We start from the raw sequence: 16,676 nt of genomic DNA, 5'->3' as shown, positions 1-16,676 counted from the left end.
CTCAGTGACCTCCGAAGCTGACGAGCCGGTCGGCTTGCTGGGCGGCTTCGTGCAACTGGCCCAGGCCGGACAGTTGCCAAGGCTCGGTCAGGTTGGCAGCCGGGCGTTGGTAGCGGCGCGCTTCTTCATCGTTCAGAACCCCGCGGCGCAGGGCGGCGGCGATGCAGACCACGGCGTCCACCTGGTGCTCGACGATGAAAGCGCGCCACTGAGCGGCCGTGTCGGTTTCGTCCTGGGCGGTAACGACATTGCTCGAGGCGGTATGCACGCCGTCCTGATAAAAGAACACCCGCAGCAGTTGATGGCCCTGGGCCAAGACGGCTTGGGCGAACAGCAATGCGCGCCGTGAGGCCGGCGAGTGAGCGGGCGAGTAGACAGCGATGGCAAACTTCATGGGCGGCTCTGGTCTGGAACTGTGGCCATGATAAAGGCTGCTTCGGCAAAAAGCCTAGTCGCACGCGCCGTGCGGGGTATCAAGGAGTGCGCGACCCCCCGGATCTTGAGGGAGGTCCTGTAAGGCCAGAGGAATTCGTGGAAACGACCGTGTGGGAGCGGGCTCTGCCCGCGAATGGGGCAATGCAGTGTATCTGCCATTGCACGAGGCCTTCGGAGCGCCTTCGCGGGCAGAGCCCGCTCCCACAGGTGGCTGTGGCTCCAGCAGCGGTGTGACAGCGTGCCGCAGCCACGCCACGCGATGCTCTGGGCCGCGTGATTGCGCGCTTTCGCAGGTGAAGTTGTCATACCTCTGCGCTGTAGCAAGGTTTACAGCGTTCGCCAAGCTACCTAAAATTCACCGCAAGCGTGGCGATCGGTCCGGTCAGCAGCACGCTATTTATAAGAAAAGCCCGTCAAAGACGGGCTTTTTGCGTTTCTGGCGTGCGCCTTTCGCCACCCGCTATCCATTCGAGGCCTTATTTCCATGCTGCGCCTGTTTCTGTTGTTGCTGTCCTATTGCTACAAACGCGTCACCACCAGCCTGGCGTCCATGCGCGACCAGCGCATCGACAATGGTTATTCCACTTTCGATGAAGCCGAGGAAGGCGGACGCTGGTCGTGGCTGACGTTGCTGACCATCGCCGTATTGAGCTTCTATATCCTTGGCAGTCTGGGTTTCTACGCCAAGGTGCACATCTGGGACACGCTGTCCGAAGACCAGAAGAGCATGGTCATCGAATCGATGGCCGCCAACCAACAGATGCTCTGAAGCCGGATCAGGCCTCCACCCTGAGCGGTTGCAAGGGGTAGACACGGTTGCGACCCGAGGTCTTGGCCCGGTAAAGCGCCTGGTCTGCGGCCTCGATCAGGCTTTGCGCGCGTACGTCCGGGTCGCTGTTGCGCCACACATGCACGCCGGCGCTGATGGTCACGATGCCCAGGTCGCTGCCGGCATGGGCAATGGCCGGCGCGCGCACCGCCAGCAATACCTTGTCGGCAACCTGCCATGCCCCGGTTTCGTCGCTCTCGGGCAACAGCACCAGAATTTCCTCGCCCCCATAGCGCACGACCAGATCTCCGGAGCGGCCTACGCAGCCCAGTACCGCCAGGCCCACCGCCTTGATGCAGTCATCCCCCGCGGGGTGGCCATAGAGGTCGTTGAAGCGTTTGAAATAGTCGATGTCGAGCATGATCACGCCAAGCGGGCGCGCGTTGCGCCGTGCCCGACCGATCTCGTCGGGCAGCGCCGCGTCCAGTTGGCGCCGGTTGGCCAGCCCGGTCAAGCCGTCCTGCATCGCCAGTTTCTGCAGCGCGGCGTGGGCATTGCGCAACTCCGCTTCGGTGCGCAGGCCATGACGGATCTGCCGAATCAGGGTCATCGCACACAGCCCCAGCGCCACGCCTACCACCAGCACGAAAGCCATGGAACGCAGCAGGTTCTCGTACCAGCTCGCCAAAAGCGATGCCTTCGATTCGGCGGTTTCCAGCACCAGCGGGTAATTGCCCAGGGCATGGTAGCTGTACATGCGCTCGACATCGTCGACCAGCGAGCGCTGCATCAGGGTGCCGTGCTCGGCCTGAGGCAACATCTCGCTGAAGATCTTGCCCTTGGCGACGCTGCTGCCGATCACGTTTTCATCGAACGGTCGCCGCAGCAGGAGGGTACCGTCCCTGAGCAGCAAGGCGATCACGCCGTGCTCATCCAGGTCGAAGCCGGCGTAGAACCGGTTGAAGTAGTCCACTTTCAAAGTGGCCAGCACGACGCCGGCGAAGCGGCCATCGGCCCCGGTCAGGCGCCTGGACACGGGAATCACCAAAGCGTTGGTGGAACGGCTGCGGATCACCGGCCCGACATGCACGCCAGCGTCCGGGCTGTTGCGGTGGTAGCGGAAGTACTCGCGGTCGGCATTGTTGACCCCTGGCGGGTCGATGGCATTGGAACTGGCTACCCAGCGTCCTTGGCTGTCGTAGATGAACAAGCCTTGCAACTGCTCCATGGAGCGTGTCCAGCCCTGCATCAGGTTGCGCAGGCGCTGCACCTCGGGCGGTGCAGTGCCGTCGACCTGGATGCGTTCGATAAGGCCCAGCAATACGGTGTCCGACTGCTTGATGGTGTCTTCGGCATGCTGGGCCAGCGAGCGGGCCAGGTTGGAGGTGGTAATCTCACTGACCCGCATCGCTTGTGCGCGCGCCGTCAGCGTTTGCCAGACATCCAGTACGATGAGTGATAACACCACCAGGGCCACGAACAGAATAGCCATGCGCTGAGCCGAGCTGTCGGACTTCAAGGCGGTTCGATACTGTGCGTCGTCTGCCATTGGCGGCTTCTTCGTCGGCGTGTAGGTGCAGTCTAGTGGGTTACGCTCAGCATACAACCGCCGTCTGCGTCGCAGGCCAGTGGTTGTCAGTGCGCGGAAGCAAGTTGTACGATGACTTCGAGCAGTAATGCGACTGGCTGCGTGGCGTCGTTGTGCCACGGGGCGTTACGATAACAATACCAACGATGCAAACAGGAGGTTTCATGACACAGCCATCGACCCGCGACGTATCCGTCTTGATCATCGGGGCACTGCTGCCCAGCCTGCAGGAGGCCGTGGAAACCCATTTCGATGCCACCCGTTTCTGGGAGCTGCCGGATCAGAACGCCTGGCTGGCGCAGCACGGCGACCGCATCAAGGCCATCGTCACATCGGGTGCCCTGGGCGCCAGCAGCGAAGTCATCGGCAAACTGCCCAACCTGGAAGCGATTTTCAGCTTCGGCGTCGGCTACGACTCGATCGCCGTGGACGCCGCCCGTGACCGTGGCATCGTCGTCACCAATACCCCAGCGGTGCTGGACGATTGCGTCGCCGATACCGCCATGGCACTGACCCTGGATGTCATGCGTCGCTACAGCGAAGCTGATCGCTTCGTGCGCGCAGGCAAGTGGACCCAAGGCAAGTTTCCCCTCGCCAGCAAGATTGGCGGCAAGAAGATCGGTATCGTCGGCCTGGGCAACATCGGCGAGTCCATTGCCAAGCGCGCCGCTGCGTTCGACATGCACGTGCTTTACCACAACCGCAAACCCAAGCCCGGCGTCGCCTACCAGTACTACGCCGACCTGGATGCGATGATCACCGACTGCGACGTGCTGGTACTGGCCGTACCCGGTGGCAAGTCGACGGAAGGGCTGATCGATGCCAAGCGCATCGACTTGCTGGGCAGCAAGGGTTTCCTGGTCAATATCGCCCGTGGCAGTGTGGTCGATCAGTCGGCCTTGATCCAAGCGCTAAGCGACGGCCGCATTGCCGGTGCCGGTCTGGATGTCTACGAGGACGAGCCCAACGTGCCACAGGCACTGATCGACCTGCACAACGTGGTGCTGCTGCCCCATCTGGCCAGCGGTACCCATGAGACGCGTCAGGCCATGGGCGACCTGGTGTGGAGCAACATTCAGGCCTACTTCCACGACAGCCGCAAGGTGCTGACGCCCGTAGGCTGAGACTCACCCCGAACGCACCGGCAGGCACGCAACGTTACCTGCCGCAACATGCTTGTGCTCGACGCAGGCCCCCGTACTCGGCGCCTGCGTCGAGCGCGGCGGCAGATCAGGCGGCGCCTGCCGTCTCGGTCGGCTTGCTCGCCGCACGGCGCAAGGCAATCGGCGCGCTGGGCAGATGAATGTCCGGATTGGCCACGCCACTGGGTGACAATTCGTGAGTCATCTCGAACTCCGCCCGCACCGACCAGCCGCAGATTTCGTTCGTGCATTGCAGGTAGGCCACGCGCAGGAACACATGCGTGCCCTCGCTGGTGCGTATGCGCATTCTGTTCTTGCAGTGAGGGCATACCATCTTGTAAGTGCTCATTCTTCAAACCTTATGACCCGTGCCGTGCTCGTGACACTGAGACACCGGGGGTCAACTACAAAATTTTAAGTAAGTCTTCCTTGAGTGCATTGCTATTGCTGCCTGCGTCTTGCCTCTGCACAGTCAGCGGATAAAAGGACTGGGTCCAGGTACCTGCGCTGTGTAGGAAAATTCGTTACGATGGATGTAAGTTGTAGGACTGCATCTTGGATATCCTTGATTTATGAACTAGGGTTAATATTTATATGCATTTCGAATAAATTAATACACTCAAATTGAGTGGGTCAAGCGGAAGTTCCCTACGTGCGTACCTCAGAAGCAACTGAAGTCCTGGATCGGCTCAAACAATTATTGGCAGCGCCCAATGACGCCGCGTTGGCCAAGGCACTGGGCATCAGCCCGCAAACCCTGGGCAGCTGGCGTGCTCGCGCCAGCATTCCCTATGGCCTGTGCATGAACCTGGCCCGCACCGACGGCATTTCCCTGGACTGGCTGCTACTGGGTCGCGGTGCCATGCTTCCCGAACCTCATGCATTACTGGCCGATGAGTCGGTCGTTGCCATCCTGGCGACGCTGCAAGGGCTCGATGCCAAAGATCAGGAGCATGTTCATCGTGTTGCACTGGATCGAAAGTTGCTGCGCGAACTTCAGCAAGAAGTTGTCCGTCTGCGTACACCCAATTAAATGACTCAGGGGCCCCTGAAGCGGCGCAGGATCTGTTCGATGTCCAGTTGCCCCACCCAGTTTCTCAACTTCATGCTCAGTGGAATCACCAGCAATGCGCATCCAAAGGCGGCAATGCCGTGGGTAAGTTGGGGTAACTGGGCCTCCGCCATTGGCGCAAAAAGCAGGCCCACACCGATGGCCAGCAACAGATTGCACAACTTGCGGCCGTTATTGCGCGCCGGCCGCTGGCTCACTACCAGGCAGGCACCCAGTACTGCGCCGACCAGGTCACCGTACGTCAGCCAGGATGCGCCGAGGGCGAGGTCCGACACCGCCGCGGCGCCGGCGGCCAGCGTCTCATGATTCATGATCCGACCGCTCGCGCGTCGAGCCTTCGGGCCGATGACCCATGGCAATGGAACGTTCCGTATTCTTCAAGCGCATGGCACCTCTCCCAGGTCTCGAGCCGCGAACGGCGGCACTGAAACCATCGTCACTCGGCGACTCTCAAGGCTCAAGGGTGAGGCCTTGTAGGAAAGCCGGACAGAGGCGCCCGCGGTGTACTCAGGCGATGGTGACGGCCGCGTGGGCCTTTTCCAGCAGGCGTTGGTTGCGCGCAGACAATTGGCGAAGTTGCAGCTGCTTGCCGAACTTGCCGTAGCGCGCGGCGAGGTTTTCCAGGGCGGCGATGGCCGAATGATCGACCATGTGCAGGTACCGGCAGTCGATGTAGACCTGGTCAGGATCGTTCTGCGGATCGAACAGCGCCTGGAAATGCGTGGTCGAGGCGAAGAACAGCGTGCCATGGGGGGTGTACACGCGTGCCTCGTCGCTGTCGTGGACATCGCTGCGCATGTCGCGCGAATGCTGCCAGGCGAACGCCAGCGCGGCGATGAGGATGCCGCAGAACACGGCGGTGGCCAGGTCGGTGAACACGGTGATGACAGTCACCGCGACGATCACCACGGCATCGTTGCCGGGCACCTTGCCCAGTACCCGCACCGAGCCCCAGGCGAAGGTCTGCTGGGCCACCACGAACATCACCCCGGCCAGCGCAGCCAGCGGAATGCGCTCGATCAGCGGTGACAGGAACAGGATGAACAGCAGGATCATCACCCCGCTGACCACCCCGGACAGCCGTCCACGGCCACCGGAGCTCAGGTTGATCACGGTCTGCCCGATCATTGCGCAACCACCCATGCCACCGAACAGGCCCGAAGTGATATTGGCCACGCCCAGCGCCACGCACTCGCGGTTGGGCTGACCACGGGTCTCGGTGATCTCGTCGGTGAGGTTGAAAGTCAGCAAGGTTTCCAGCAGCCCGACCATGGCCATCAGCGCCGCATAGGGCGCGATGATTTTCAGCGTCGCCAGGTCCAGCGGCACGCTTGGCCACGCGAAGCTGGGCAAGCCGCCGGCGATGGCCGCCATGTCGGCCAGGGTGCGCGTGGGCAGGTGCAGCCACTGCACCAGCACGCTGACCCCGATGATCGCCACCAATGCGCCAGGCACCGCCTTGGTCAGGCGCGGCAGCAGGTAAACCACGGCCATGGTCAGTAGCACCAGCGCAACCATGATGCTCAGTTCATCCAATGGCAGCCACTGGCCGTCGTGGGTCTTGAAGTGTTCGAGCTGGGACAGGGCGATGACGATCGCCAGGCCGTTGACGAAGCCGAGCATGACCGGATGCGGCACCATGCGCACCAGCTTGCCGAGACGCAGCAGGCCGAAGATCGCCATGATCAGGCCACTGAGCACCACGGTGGCCAACAGGTATTGCACACCGTGCTGCACCACCAGCGCGATGATGACCACGGCCATCGAGCCGGCCGCGCCGGAAATCATTGCTGGCCGACCTCCCAGCAAAGCGGTGAGGGTGCAGATGATGAACGCGCCATACAAGCCCATCAATGGGTTGACCTGGGCCACCAGGGCAAAGGCGATGCACTCGGGCACCAGCGCGAAAGATGACGTCAGGCCAGCCAGAACGTTACGGCGTATATCGGTTACGGACATGCAATACCTATCAGCACAAAAACACCCCGCGGCAGGTGAGCCGTGGGGTGCATCTATCGATTTTTTGGAAGGTCTACAGTTTAACAGGTGTTGCGAAGTGTGTCTGTCATGCACCCATGTCGAAGGTTTCAGGGTTGGGCCCCAGGCGGCCGGTTTGTGGGATATGGGCAATGGCCTGCAGATCCTGGTCATCCAGAACGAAATCGAACACGTCGAGATTCTGCGCGATACGCTCCGGATTGCTCGAACGCGGAATCACCACGTGCTGATTCTGGATGTGCCAGCGCAGGATGACCTGAGCCGCGCTCTTGCCGTGCTTTTCGGCGATCTGCGACAGCACGGGCTGGGACAGCAGGGCGCCGCCTTGACCCAGCGGGCTCCACGACTCGGTAACGATGTTCAGGCCTTTGCAGAACTTGGCCAGCTCGACCTGGGCGAAATCGGGGTGCAGTTCGATCTGGTTCACCGACGGCGTAACACCGGTTTCGTCGATGATGTGCTGTAGGTGATCGGCATGGAAGTTGGACACGCCGATGGAACGCACGCGGCCTTCTTCCTGCAAACGCACGAAGGCCTTCCAGGTCTCACGGTAGGCGTTTTTCTTGGGCAGTGCCCAGTGGATCAGGTACAGGTCGAGCTGCTCAAGGCCCAATTTGGCCATGCTCGCGTCGAACGCGCGCAGGGTGCTGTCATAGCCCTGGTCGGTGTTCCACAGCTTGGTGGTGATGAAGATTTCGTCGCGTGCCAGCTCGCTTTCGGCCACGGCGCGGCCCACGCCGGCTTCGTTGCCGTAGATCATGGCGGTGTCGATGTGGCGGTAGCCGGCCTTGAGTGCGGCGACGCTGGAAGCATAGGCCTGGTCGTCGTCGAGCTGCCAGACGCCCAGACCCAGTTGCGGGATCTGGATGCCGTCGTTGAGGGTGATCAATGGCGCGTGTGGCATGGGGTAGCTCCTGGTGGCAATGAGGCGATAGGGATGTCGACCCACCGCCGCCAGGCATAGTTCAGACCAGCGCAGTCAGACGAAAAGCATCGCCGGTTGCTCCAGCAGGCGCTTGACCGCCTGGATGAAGCGCGCCGCGTCCATGCCGTCGACCACGCGGTGATCGAACGAGCTGGAGAGGTTCATCATCTGTCGAATCACGATCTGCCCGTTGACCACCATCGGCCGTTCGACCACGCGGTTGACGCCAACGATGGCGACCTCGGGGCGGTTGATCACTGGCGTGGAGGCGATGCCGCCCAGCGCGCCCAGGCTGGTCAAGGTGATGGTCGAACCCGACAGCTCGTTGCGCGCCGCCTTGCCGGTGCGTGCAGCGTGCGCCAGGCGGTTGATCTCACCTGCCGTGAACCACAGGTCAGCCGCTTCGGCATGGCGCAGCACTGGCACCATCAAGCCGTTGTCGCTCTGGGTCGCAACCCCCATGTGCACGGCACCGTAGCGAGTCACCACCTGCTGTTGATCGTCGTAGTGAGCGTTGATCTGCGGGAACTCGCGCAGCGCCACCACCAGCGCACGGATCAGCAAGGGCAGCAGCGTAAGTTTGCCTCGGCTCTCGCCGAACTGGGCATTGAGGTCAGCGCGCAGCGACAGCAGGGCAGTGACGTCGATTTCTTCCACATAGCTGAAATGGGCGACCTGCCGCGTGGCTTCCTGCATGCGTTGGGCAATCTTGCGACGCAGGCCGATGACCGGGATGCGTTCCTCGTCGATACGCGGCGTGCCCATGGTCGCCGCCTGTGGCGTGCGGCTGCCGCTGAGGAAAGCGTCCAGGTCGGCATGACGGATGCGCCCGCTCGGGCCGGTGCCACGCAGCGCGGCCAGGTCGATGCCTTCGTCCCGTGCCCGTTGGCGCACGGCCGGCGAGGCCAATGGGCGCGTGCCGGCGTCACTCGTCGACGCGTGCACCGCGGCTGTCGCCACCGGTGCGGATTTCGCTGGGGCGTTGACCGAAGGCGCCGAGGGCACGCTCGCAACGTCGTCGACGTCGTCGACGTCGTCCACCGTCACCGGCGTTTCGGCAGCATGATGATTGCCGGTGCCTTGCACTTCGATGCGGATCAGCTCCGCACCCACCGCCATCACCTCACCCGGCATGCCGCCCAGGGCGACCACAGTGCCGGCCACGGCGCTTGGAATCTCAACCGTGGCTTTGTCGGTCATCACATCGGCCAGGACCTGGTCTTCACTGACGACATCACCGACCTTGACGAACCACTCCACCAGCTCCACCTGCGCAATGCCTTCGCCGATGTCCGGCATACGAATCACATGCGTGCCCATTCAGACCTCCATCACACGGTGCAAGGCAGCGCCGACACGCGTCGGGCCAGGGAAGTACGCCCATTCCTGGGCATGCGGGTAGGGTGTATCCCAGCCGGTGACGCGCTCGATGGGCGCCTCCAGATGGTGGAAACAGTGCTCCTGCACCAGCGCCACCAATTCGGCGCCGAAGCCACAGGTGCGCGTCGCTTCATGGACCACCACACAGCGCCCGGTCTTCTTCACCGATTCGACGATGGTGTCCAGGTCCAGCGGCCACAGGCTGCGCAGGTCGATCACCTCGGCATCGATCCCGGTTTCCTCGGCGGCGGTGACCGCCACGTAGACGGTGGTGCCGTAGGTGAGCACGGTAACGTCACTGCCTGGCCGCACGATGGCGGCGCTGTCCAGCGGTACGGTGTAGTAGCCCTCGGGCACGGCGCTGGCCGCATGCTTGGACCACGGCGTCACCGGCCGGTCGTGATGACCGTCGAAGGGGCCGTTGTAAAGGCGCTTGGGCTCCAGGAATATCACGGGATCATCGTTTTCGATGGCGGCGATCAACAGGCCCTTGGCGTCGTAGGGGTTGGACGGCATCACCGTGCGCAGGCCGCAGACCTGGGTGAAGATGGCCTCGGGGCTCTGGCTGTGTGTCTGTCCACCGTAGATCCCGCCACCGCAGGGCATGCGTACGGTCATCGGTGCGCTGAACTGTCCGGCCGAGCGAAAGCGCAGTCGGGCGGCTTCCGATGCCAGTTGGTCATAGGCCGGGTAGACGTAGTCGGCGAACTGGATTTCCGCCACCGGGCGCAAGCCGTAGGCACCCATGCCGACGGCGATGCCGACGATGCCGCTTTCGGAAATGGGCGTATCGAACACCCGCGAGCGGCCGTACTTGGCTTGCAGCCCTTCGGTGCAGCGGAACACCCCGCCGAAGTAGCCAATGTCCTGGCCGAAGGCGACCACCTTCGGGTCGCGTTCGAGCATGACGTCCATGGCTGACCGGATGGCCTGCACCATGCTCATGATGGCCGTGCTGTTCTGGTTCTCGACCAATGTTTCTGTAGGCATGTTCATGGCATCAGGCTCCCATCTGCTGACGTTGCCGACGCAGGTGCTCGGGCATGTCCTTGTAGACGTCTTCGAAAATGGTCGCGGCGCTGGCGACCCGACCGCTGACCAGCGTGCCGAATTGCTCGGCAGCCTTGAGTGCGGCAATGACCTGGGCTTCGATCTCGCTTTCCAGGGCAGCGTGCTGCTCCTCGCTCCACACGCCGCTGACGATCAGGTGCTGCTTGAGGCGCGCGATCGGATCGCCCAGCGGAAAGTGCTGGCCGTCGTCGGCAGGGCGGTACTTGGACGGATCGTCGGAGGTCGAGTGCGGGCCGGCGCGGTAGGTGACCCACTCGATCAGGGTCGGGCCGTGGTTGCGCCGGGCGCGCTCGGCGGCCCAGCGCGAGGCGGCGAACACGGCCAGAAAATCGTTGCCGTCGACGCGCAGCGAGGCGATCCCGCAGCCCACCCCGCGCCCGGCGAACGTGGTCGCTTCACCACCGGCGATCCCCTGGAAGGACGAGATTGCCCACTGGTTGTTGACCACGTTGAGAATCACCGGCGCGCGGTACACGTGGGCGAAGGTCAGTGCGGTATGGAAGTCGGCCTCGGCGGTGGAGCCGTCCCCGATCCAGGCCGATGCGATGCGCGTGTCGCCCTGGATGGCCGAGGCCATGGCCCAGCCCACCGCCTGCACGAACTGGGTCGCCAGGTTGCCGGAGATGCTGAAGAAGCCTTCGTCCTTGTAGGAGTACATGACCGGCAGCTGGCGGCCCTTGAGCGGGTCCTTCTCGTTGGAGAACAGCTGGCAGATCATGTCGACCAGCGGCAGCTTGCGCGCCATCAGGATGCTTTGCTGGCGGTAGGTGGGGAAGCACATGTCGTCGCCGCGCAGCGCCAGGGCATGGGCGCTGCCGATAGCCTCCTCGCCCAGGCTCTGTATATAGAAGGACATTTTCTTCTGGCGCTGGGCGGTGACCATCCGCGTGTCGTAGATGCGCGTGGTCAGCATGGCGCGCAGGCCGTCGTGCAACACCTGCGCGGGAATGTCCTCGGCCCATGGGCCCTGTGCGTGACCCTGTTCGTCGAGCACCCGCACCAGGCTGGCCGCCAGGTCGGCGGTGGCCTGGGGGTCGACGTCGACGGCAGGCTTGCGTACCGCGCCCGCAGCACTGAGTTGCAGGTAGGAAAAATCGGTCTTGCAGCCGGGACGGCCGCTGGGTTCAGGCACATGAAGCCTGAGGGGAAGATAGTCATTCACGTCGTCACTACCCTTGATCTTGTTGTTGTGGGTGCAGCGCTAGGGTTGAGTCTAGTCGGCCATGACGGGCCGCTCGGAACTTATGCTACGGCGCGCCGACGGCGAAATCATGTCCAAAACGGGCTACGGCAATCGCGGTTTTGCATGAATCATGCGCTCCCGCTCGGATTTGACCGGTATTCATGCACTGTTTGGACATCTATTCGGCGAGCCCTGAAAACGCAAAAACCCGCCGAGGCGGGTTCTTGTGGTGCAGCGGGCAGGGCGTCAGGCCAGAACGGCTTCCACACCCGTGAACAACGGCTGTGCAGCGGAGCGGCCGGTCACCAGGGACAGGTCGTCGACCAGGATGCGGGTACCCTTGCGTTGCTGCAGGACGATGTCCAGCGCGCGGCTAGGTTGCAGGTCGACGTCGTCGAAGGTGATCATCTGGCCCGGTTCCACGGCGCGCTTCATGATGGCATGGCTCATCAGACCGATCGGAACGTGGTCCTCGTGACGGTCGATGATCACACTCTCGCCGCGCAGCTGGAAGCCGCCGATACCACGGCTGATCCGCTCGCCTGCCGGCATCGCATGCTTGGCGATGGCCGCCACGCCCACGGTGGGGTTGGTCGAGTTGTTCAGCAGGATGCCGCCACCGTTGAGCACGCGACGCAGAGTCTTGCCCACTTCCAGCGAACACAGGTGGAAAGGGCGCAGCAGTGCGTAGTAGGGACCAGCGCCCAGTTTCAGGTACTGCAGGGCCTGGCTCTGCACGCGGTCGTGGCGACCGACCAGGAACACGCCGCCGGCGGCATAGCCACTGGGGATCACGTAGTCGACGATCGACTGGCCGAGGCCGTCGGCGAGGGCGCCCAATATGGCTGCGCTTTCGTCCAGGTTGGTCGACGGCAAGCCTTCCATACCTTGGCGGGTGATGGTCGCGCCGAAACCGTTGGCGACCAGAGCCTGTTCGATCTGCACCTTGGTGCCGTCGGTGAAAGAGGTGGTCTGCTCGATGCTGATACCCTGACGGGACGACCAGTAGGCCATGTCCTCGTGGGTAGGGTTATGGTTCAGGTAACCCTTCATGTTGCCGTACACCAGCGGCTCGAAGCCCATCATGATGGCTTCTTCACGCAGCGCGGCCAGGGAGCCTGGCTGATCGCCTTCGGCTTCGGTGAGGAAGCCCTGGCCTGCCAGGTACGAACCGGTGGTCACCTGCAGTTCGGCGTTGACGGTGATCACGCGCAGACCGGCGCTGAAGGCACGCTCGATCACCACGGTACCGTGACACACGTCGCCGCTGCACTCGATTACCAGGTCGCTGTGGTCGATCAAGTCATCGAGCGAGTTGGTCAGGACGCCGTCCAACGGAAAATTCGCCAACTCCCGCACCGGGCGACGGGTCAGTACCCGCGTCACCTGTACGTCCTTGTAATGCTTGGCCAGAAGCAATACCAGCGCGCGTGCAATCATGCCGGTGCCGCTCACACCAATCCGGGTAACAGTTGTCTTGTCCATGGGGCGCACTCTCGAAAAGTTGAACTGCAGGAAACAGCTAGGCACAGCAGGCCGTCCGCGATCCTTGGTCAGGGACGGCGCCTGGGTTGTGCAGGTCCATCAGGGCACAGCAAAATCGGGGTAGAGCATCATCAGCGCAGCGGGAACGTCGAACTCATGCCCAGCTTCGAGTTCTCGCCGTCGTGAATGGCTCGCTGCAGCAGCGCCAAGCGATCCTGGGCATTGCGACGGCGAGCGAAATAAGTCAGTAGTGAATTGAAGATCTTGCGGTTGAGGCGGTACATCAACGGCGAGGCCAGCCATACATGCTTGTCGAACCAGGCCTGGTTGCGCGCCGAGTAGTAGGCGCGAAAGTCCGAATTGCCCAGCAGGAACGACTCGTAGATGTTGCGAGTGTTGGCCTTGTTGTTCCAGGAATCTTCCAGCTCGTCGATCACCGCGTCGGTCAGTAGGTAGAGGTGACCACCGTTGGCGGTAATGCGCCGGGTGTACTCGGTGTCGTCTACATACAGCACCAGCTCGCGACGCGGCACGCCGATGCTTTCGTACAGGCTGCGGTGGCCGAGCATGCCGCCGTAGGGCGCAAACGGCAGGCTGAGCATGGCGGCCGGTTTGCTGCCGCGCTTGCCCCAGGGGCGACGACGCCACAGCTTGTAGGGGATCTGCGCTACATGGAAACCGAAGTAGCTCGAAGGCCGCTGCGTGGCGAAACGCAGGGGCACGCCCTGGGCGATGTCTTCCTGCTGGCCCGGGCGGAAACCCAGTACCGCCACCTGGTTGCTGCCGTGCACGCCTTCCAAGCGCTTGAGTTCAGCGTGCAGCAACTGCACGGCAGCCGGCGTCGGGGTGTTGTCGTCGTCCATCATCCAGATGTACTCGGCACCATTGGCCAGCGCGGCTTCTATGCCCACTGCATAACCATTGGCCGAACCGCTGTTTTCCGCCAGCTGGATCACCCGCACGCGGCCAGGCCAGCGCTCGGCCAATTCATCCACAGGGGCGGTTGCAGCATTGCTGACGATCAACACCTCATCGATTTCAGCGAAGCTCAAGGCATCGGCAACCAGTTGCTCCAGATAGCCCAGGCGATCGCCATAGGTCACCGTGACGATGGTCGTTCCTTCTTTAGGGCGCTTTTCCTCCCCCGAGAACACCTCGAGGTAGGAGTAGCCGTCAATCAGGATTGTCGAATGTTGTTGACGTGTATCGACCATGTGGATGCCTTCGCTTGAAAAGAGGAGGGGGTTTGCACCGCCTTTGGGTTAACGCTGTTTTCCACGTGCTGCGGCGGAGCGCATTGAAACGCATTTCAAGCGAGGCAATAACACTGCATGTTCCGTATTTGTACTCGACCACACTTGCATCTAATAAATCTGTGCCCGGCCTGGCCGGGCTCACGCTGCCCGTCCGCCCAACTTTGGCGGTTGAAACGCGCGTCACTTAAAAAGCGGAGCCTGTTAAACAGCATCGTCGGTTGCACGCTAACGCTACCGCCGGTCCGTGCAGTGCAGTGGACTCACTATTTAATAGGCTTTTACGGCGCTTTCGCCAGAACGGGCTAGACGCTCTTGTTGCCGTCAGAAAGTCTCGGGAGCGAGGTTTCATGGGCGTTGGAGTGAATTTAAGGTGGGCTTGGCATGTAAGTCAATGCAGCGAATCACGATTTTTGACAAAAATTTTACATTTGCCTCCTGTTTTACGTAAGTCATTGATTTTATTGGCAGTCAATGTTTTGTCGTGTCCATATGTCAAGAATCCGCGCGCCAAATCAGGCGCGTCAAAAAACTAATTGGCTGTATTTCAATGGTTTTAACAGAGCTCAATGGCGAAACAACTATCTTCGTAGGCGACGACTTGCACGGCGTTTAAGTTTGCGACATCCTCCTGTCCATTCGTCCGGGACAGTGAACTTTCTTCACTCGCCTCTTCGTACCGGGCTTTTCCCTACCACTTCTTCGTGACTATGCCATTGGCAATTCATGAGTGAGGTGCCCGGTCGTGTGCATGTTCGGGCGACTGCCTTGTTCAAAAAACGTATCCATGTCGCGCCACGTCGCGGGGTAATACCGATGTTGTTCAACTCGATGGTATTCATTGCCGGGTTTTTACCGGTGGTCTTGCTGGGTTTCTTCCTGCTCGCCGCAACCGGGCGCAAGCGTCTGGCGGCCGTGTGGCTGACGCTGGCGTCGCTGGTATTCTACGGCTGGTGGAACCCGGCCAACGTACCTTTGCTGCTGGGCAGCATCGTCTTCAACTATGTTCTGGCCGGGCAACTGTTGCGCACGCGTTCAAAGGCACTCTTGATTTTCGGTGTGGCCGCCAATCTGTCGCTGTTGTTGTACTTCAAATACACCGGTTTTCTGTTCGGCAACATCAACGAGGCGTTTGGTCTGGGCTGGACGCTGCAGAACATCACCCTGCCGTTGGCGATCTCCTTCTTCACTTTTCAGCAGATTGCCTATCTGGTCGACACCCATGACGGTGAGGTGGTAGAGCACGACTTCGTCAACTACTGCCTGTTCATCACCTTTTTTCCACACCTCATAGCCGGGCCCATTACCCACCACCGAGAAATGCTCGAGCAGTTTCGTCATGGCGACAACTTCCGTCCGCAGTTGGTCAACCTGTCGATTGGCGCCAGCATTTTTTTCATGGGTTTGTTCAAGAAAGTCATCATGGCCGACCCCATGGGCGAGAAGGCCGCCCCGGTCTTCGCCATGGCAGCGGACGGCACGATGCCGGCTCTGCACGAGGCCTGGATTGGTGCATTGAGCTACACCCTGCAAATCTACTTCGATTTTTCTGGCTACACCGACATGGCCATCGGCCTGGGGTTGCTGTTCGGCATCAGCCTGCCGGCCAACTTCAATAGCCCGTTCAAGGCGCGCAACGTCATCGACTATTGGTCGCGCTGGCACATGACCCTGACCCGCTTTCTCACCAGCTATATCTATAACCCGATCGTGCTGCGCATCACCCGTCGGCGCATGGCCGCCGGTTTGCCGATGCCCAAGCGCGGCAAGATGAGCCTGGGTACGTTTTGCACCGTGGTGGCTTATCCAACCGTGCTGACCATGTTCATTTCCGGCGTGTGGCACGGCGCGGGCTGGCAGTTCGTGGCCTTTGGCCTGGTGCACGGCTTCTACCTGGTGGTAGCCCATGGCTGGCGCGCCTGGAAAGCGCGCCGTGGCTGGACGGTGGACAGCGATCGCTGGGTTCATCGGGTACCGGCCGTACTGCTGACGTTCACTTGCGTGGTGGTGGCCATGGTGCTTTTCCGCGCGCCGAGCCTGACCGGCGCCCTGGCGGTACTGGGCGGCATGTTCGGCTCGAGCGAACTGCCCACCCAGTTGGCAGCCCAGCACTTGCGCAGCTTGACGATGATTGCGGCCTTGCTGGCGTTCGTCTGGTCGCTGCCCAACATCCAGCAATGGATGGGCCATTTCCGCACCGCGCTCAATGCCAAGCCGGATCTGCATTGGCTGCAGCGCCGGCTGCCGGCCAGTGCCTGGCAGCCCAGCGCCGTCATGGGGATGGGCATCGGCGTGCTGGGCTTTTTCGCACTGGCCACCGCCTTTTCGGTCGCGCCCAGTGAGTTTCTCTACTTTCAGTTCTGATCGATCAAGGT

General features: G+C 61.8%; 15 protein-coding genes. 4 read left to right on the top strand and 11 right to left on the bottom strand.

Annotated features, from left to right (window positions below; translation table 11 throughout):
* Position 1 precedes the first annotated feature (1 nt).
* Complete coding sequence (gene tusD, locus LT40_RS10780; RefSeq protein WP_043189826.1) at positions 2 to 394, bottom strand: sulfurtransferase complex subunit TusD; 393 nt, start codon at positions 392 to 394, stop codon at positions 2 to 4.
* A 525-nt stretch (positions 395 to 919) separates the two neighbouring features.
* Between tusD and LT40_RS10775 the strand changes: the two genes are divergently transcribed.
* Positions 920 to 1,204, top strand: coding sequence for a hypothetical protein (locus LT40_RS10775; protein WP_043189823.1), 285 nt, complete (start codon positions 920 to 922; stop codon positions 1,202 to 1,204).
* Positions 1,205 to 1,211: 7 nt separating this feature from the next.
* Here LT40_RS10775 and LT40_RS10770 read toward each other — a convergent pair whose 3' ends face one another.
* Positions 1,212 to 2,753: a sensor domain-containing diguanylate cyclase gene (locus LT40_RS10770; RefSeq protein ID WP_052393395.1), complete on the bottom strand. Its 1,542-nt coding sequence runs from the start codon at positions 2,751 to 2,753 to the stop codon at positions 1,212 to 1,214.
* Positions 2,754 to 2,956: 203 nt separating this feature from the next.
* Between LT40_RS10770 and LT40_RS10765 the strand changes: the two genes are divergently transcribed.
* Positions 2,957 to 3,916 (top strand): 2-hydroxyacid dehydrogenase, encoded by a 960-nt coding sequence (locus tag LT40_RS10765; protein ID WP_043189821.1) that lies wholly within the window; start codon positions 2,957 to 2,959, stop codon positions 3,914 to 3,916.
* Positions 3,917 to 4,022: 106 nt separating this feature from the next.
* Here LT40_RS10765 and LT40_RS10760 read toward each other — a convergent pair whose 3' ends face one another.
* A complete protein-coding gene (locus tag LT40_RS10760; protein WP_043189819.1) occupies positions 4,023 to 4,283 on the bottom strand; it encodes an Ogr/Delta-like zinc finger protein in 261 nt (86 codons plus the stop codon).
* Between the two features lie 303 nt (positions 4,284 to 4,586).
* Between LT40_RS10760 and LT40_RS10755 the strand changes: the two genes are divergently transcribed.
* Positions 4,587 to 4,967 carry a helix-turn-helix domain-containing protein gene (locus LT40_RS10755; protein ID WP_193385561.1) on the top strand — a complete coding sequence of 127 codons (381 nt, stop codon included), beginning with the start codon at positions 4,587 to 4,589 and terminating at the stop codon, positions 4,965 to 4,967.
* A gap of 5 nt (positions 4,968 to 4,972) precedes the next feature.
* Here LT40_RS10755 and LT40_RS10750 read toward each other — a convergent pair whose 3' ends face one another.
* From LT40_RS10750 to LT40_RS10715, 8 genes are all read right to left on the bottom strand, one after another.
* On the bottom strand, positions 4,973 to 5,317 hold the full coding sequence (locus LT40_RS10750; RefSeq protein ID WP_052393394.1) for a hypothetical protein: 345 nt from the start codon (positions 5,315 to 5,317) through the stop codon (positions 4,973 to 4,975).
* Positions 5,318 to 5,513: 196 nt separating this feature from the next.
* Entirely contained in the window at positions 5,514 to 6,965 is a 1,452-nt protein-coding gene (locus tag LT40_RS10745; RefSeq protein WP_043189814.1) for a SulP family inorganic anion transporter, read from the bottom strand.
* A 106-nt stretch (positions 6,966 to 7,071) separates the two neighbouring features.
* Positions 7,072 to 7,908 carry an aldo/keto reductase gene (locus LT40_RS10740; RefSeq protein ID WP_043189811.1) on the bottom strand — a complete coding sequence of 279 codons (837 nt, stop codon included), beginning with the start codon at positions 7,906 to 7,908 and terminating at the stop codon, positions 7,072 to 7,074.
* A 75-nt stretch (positions 7,909 to 7,983) separates the two neighbouring features.
* Entirely contained in the window at positions 7,984 to 9,249 is a 1,266-nt protein-coding gene (locus tag LT40_RS10735; protein ID WP_043189809.1) for a dihydrolipoamide acetyltransferase family protein, read from the bottom strand.
* The gene (locus LT40_RS10730) at positions 9,250 to 10,299 is read right to left on the bottom strand and encodes an alpha-ketoacid dehydrogenase subunit beta (protein WP_237749324.1); all 1,050 of its coding nucleotides are present in this window, start codon (positions 10,297 to 10,299) and stop codon (positions 9,250 to 9,252) included.
* A gap of 10 nt (positions 10,300 to 10,309) precedes the next feature.
* Positions 10,310 to 11,542 carry a 3-methyl-2-oxobutanoate dehydrogenase (2-methylpropanoyl-transferring) subunit alpha gene (locus tag LT40_RS10725; protein WP_043189805.1) on the bottom strand — a complete coding sequence of 411 codons (1,233 nt, stop codon included), beginning with the start codon at positions 11,540 to 11,542 and terminating at the stop codon, positions 10,310 to 10,312.
* A gap of 267 nt (positions 11,543 to 11,809) precedes the next feature.
* Complete coding sequence (locus LT40_RS10720; protein ID WP_052393525.1) at positions 11,810 to 13,003, bottom strand: NAD(P)-dependent oxidoreductase; 1,194 nt, start codon at positions 13,001 to 13,003, stop codon at positions 11,810 to 11,812.
* A 176-nt stretch (positions 13,004 to 13,179) separates the two neighbouring features.
* Complete coding sequence (locus LT40_RS10715; RefSeq protein ID WP_084139786.1) at positions 13,180 to 14,262, bottom strand: glycosyltransferase; 1,083 nt, start codon at positions 14,260 to 14,262, stop codon at positions 13,180 to 13,182.
* Between the two features lie 855 nt (positions 14,263 to 15,117).
* On the opposite strand from LT40_RS10715, the gene LT40_RS10710 reads away from it, so the two are divergent.
* Complete coding sequence (locus LT40_RS10710; protein WP_043189803.1) at positions 15,118 to 16,665, top strand: MBOAT family O-acyltransferase; 1,548 nt, start codon at positions 15,118 to 15,120, stop codon at positions 16,663 to 16,665.
* The last annotated feature ends 11 nt before the right edge of the window (positions 16,666 to 16,676 follow it).

Origin of the sequence: Pseudomonas rhizosphaerae (assembly GCF_000761155.1) — a bacterium.
Classification (GTDB): domain Bacteria; phylum Pseudomonadota; class Gammaproteobacteria; order Pseudomonadales; family Pseudomonadaceae; genus Aquipseudomonas; species Aquipseudomonas rhizosphaerae.
This window is presented reverse-complemented; position numbering and strand designations above follow the sequence as displayed.

What these genes read in the sequence shown, in the direction of transcription:
- LT40_RS10730 (WP_237749324.1), bottom strand. Translation starts at nt 10,299, where the DNA reads ATGCCTACAGAAACATTGGTCGAGAACCAGAACAGCACGGCCATCATG.
- LT40_RS10760 (WP_043189819.1), bottom strand. Translation starts at nt 4,283, where the DNA reads ATGAGCACTTACAAGATGGTATGCCCTCACTGCAAGAACAGAATGCGC.
- LT40_RS10765 (WP_043189821.1), top strand. Translation starts at nt 2,957, where the DNA reads ATGACACAGCCATCGACCCGCGACGTATCCGTCTTGATCATCGGGGCA.
- LT40_RS10720 (WP_052393525.1), bottom strand. Translation starts at nt 13,003, where the DNA reads ATGATTGCACGCGCGCTGGTATTGCTTCTGGCCAAGCATTACAAGGAC.
- LT40_RS10735 (WP_043189809.1), bottom strand. Translation starts at nt 9,249, where the DNA reads ATGGGCACGCATGTGATTCGTATGCCGGACATCGGCGAAGGCATTGCG.
- tusD (WP_043189826.1), bottom strand. Translation starts at nt 394, where the DNA reads ATGAAGTTTGCCATCGCTGTCTACTCGCCCGCTCACTCGCCGGCCTCA.
- LT40_RS10770 (WP_052393395.1), bottom strand. Translation starts at nt 2,753, where the DNA reads ATGGCAGACGACGCACAGTATCGAACCGCCTTGAAGTCCGACAGCTCG.
- LT40_RS10715 (WP_084139786.1), bottom strand. Translation starts at nt 14,262, where the DNA reads ATGGTCGATACACGTCAACAACATTCGACAATCCTGATTGACGGCTAC.
- LT40_RS10745 (WP_043189814.1), bottom strand. Translation starts at nt 6,965, where the DNA reads ATGTCCGTAACCGATATACGCCGTAACGTTCTGGCTGGCCTGACGTCA.
- LT40_RS10710 (WP_043189803.1), top strand. Translation starts at nt 15,118, where the DNA reads ATGTTGTTCAACTCGATGGTATTCATTGCCGGGTTTTTACCGGTGGTC.
- LT40_RS10740 (WP_043189811.1), bottom strand. Translation starts at nt 7,908, where the DNA reads ATGCCACACGCGCCATTGATCACCCTCAACGACGGCATCCAGATCCCG.
- LT40_RS10775 (WP_043189823.1), top strand. Translation starts at nt 920, where the DNA reads ATGCTGCGCCTGTTTCTGTTGTTGCTGTCCTATTGCTACAAACGCGTC.
- LT40_RS10750 (WP_052393394.1), bottom strand. Translation starts at nt 5,317, where the DNA reads ATGAATCATGAGACGCTGGCCGCCGGCGCCGCGGCGGTGTCGGACCTC.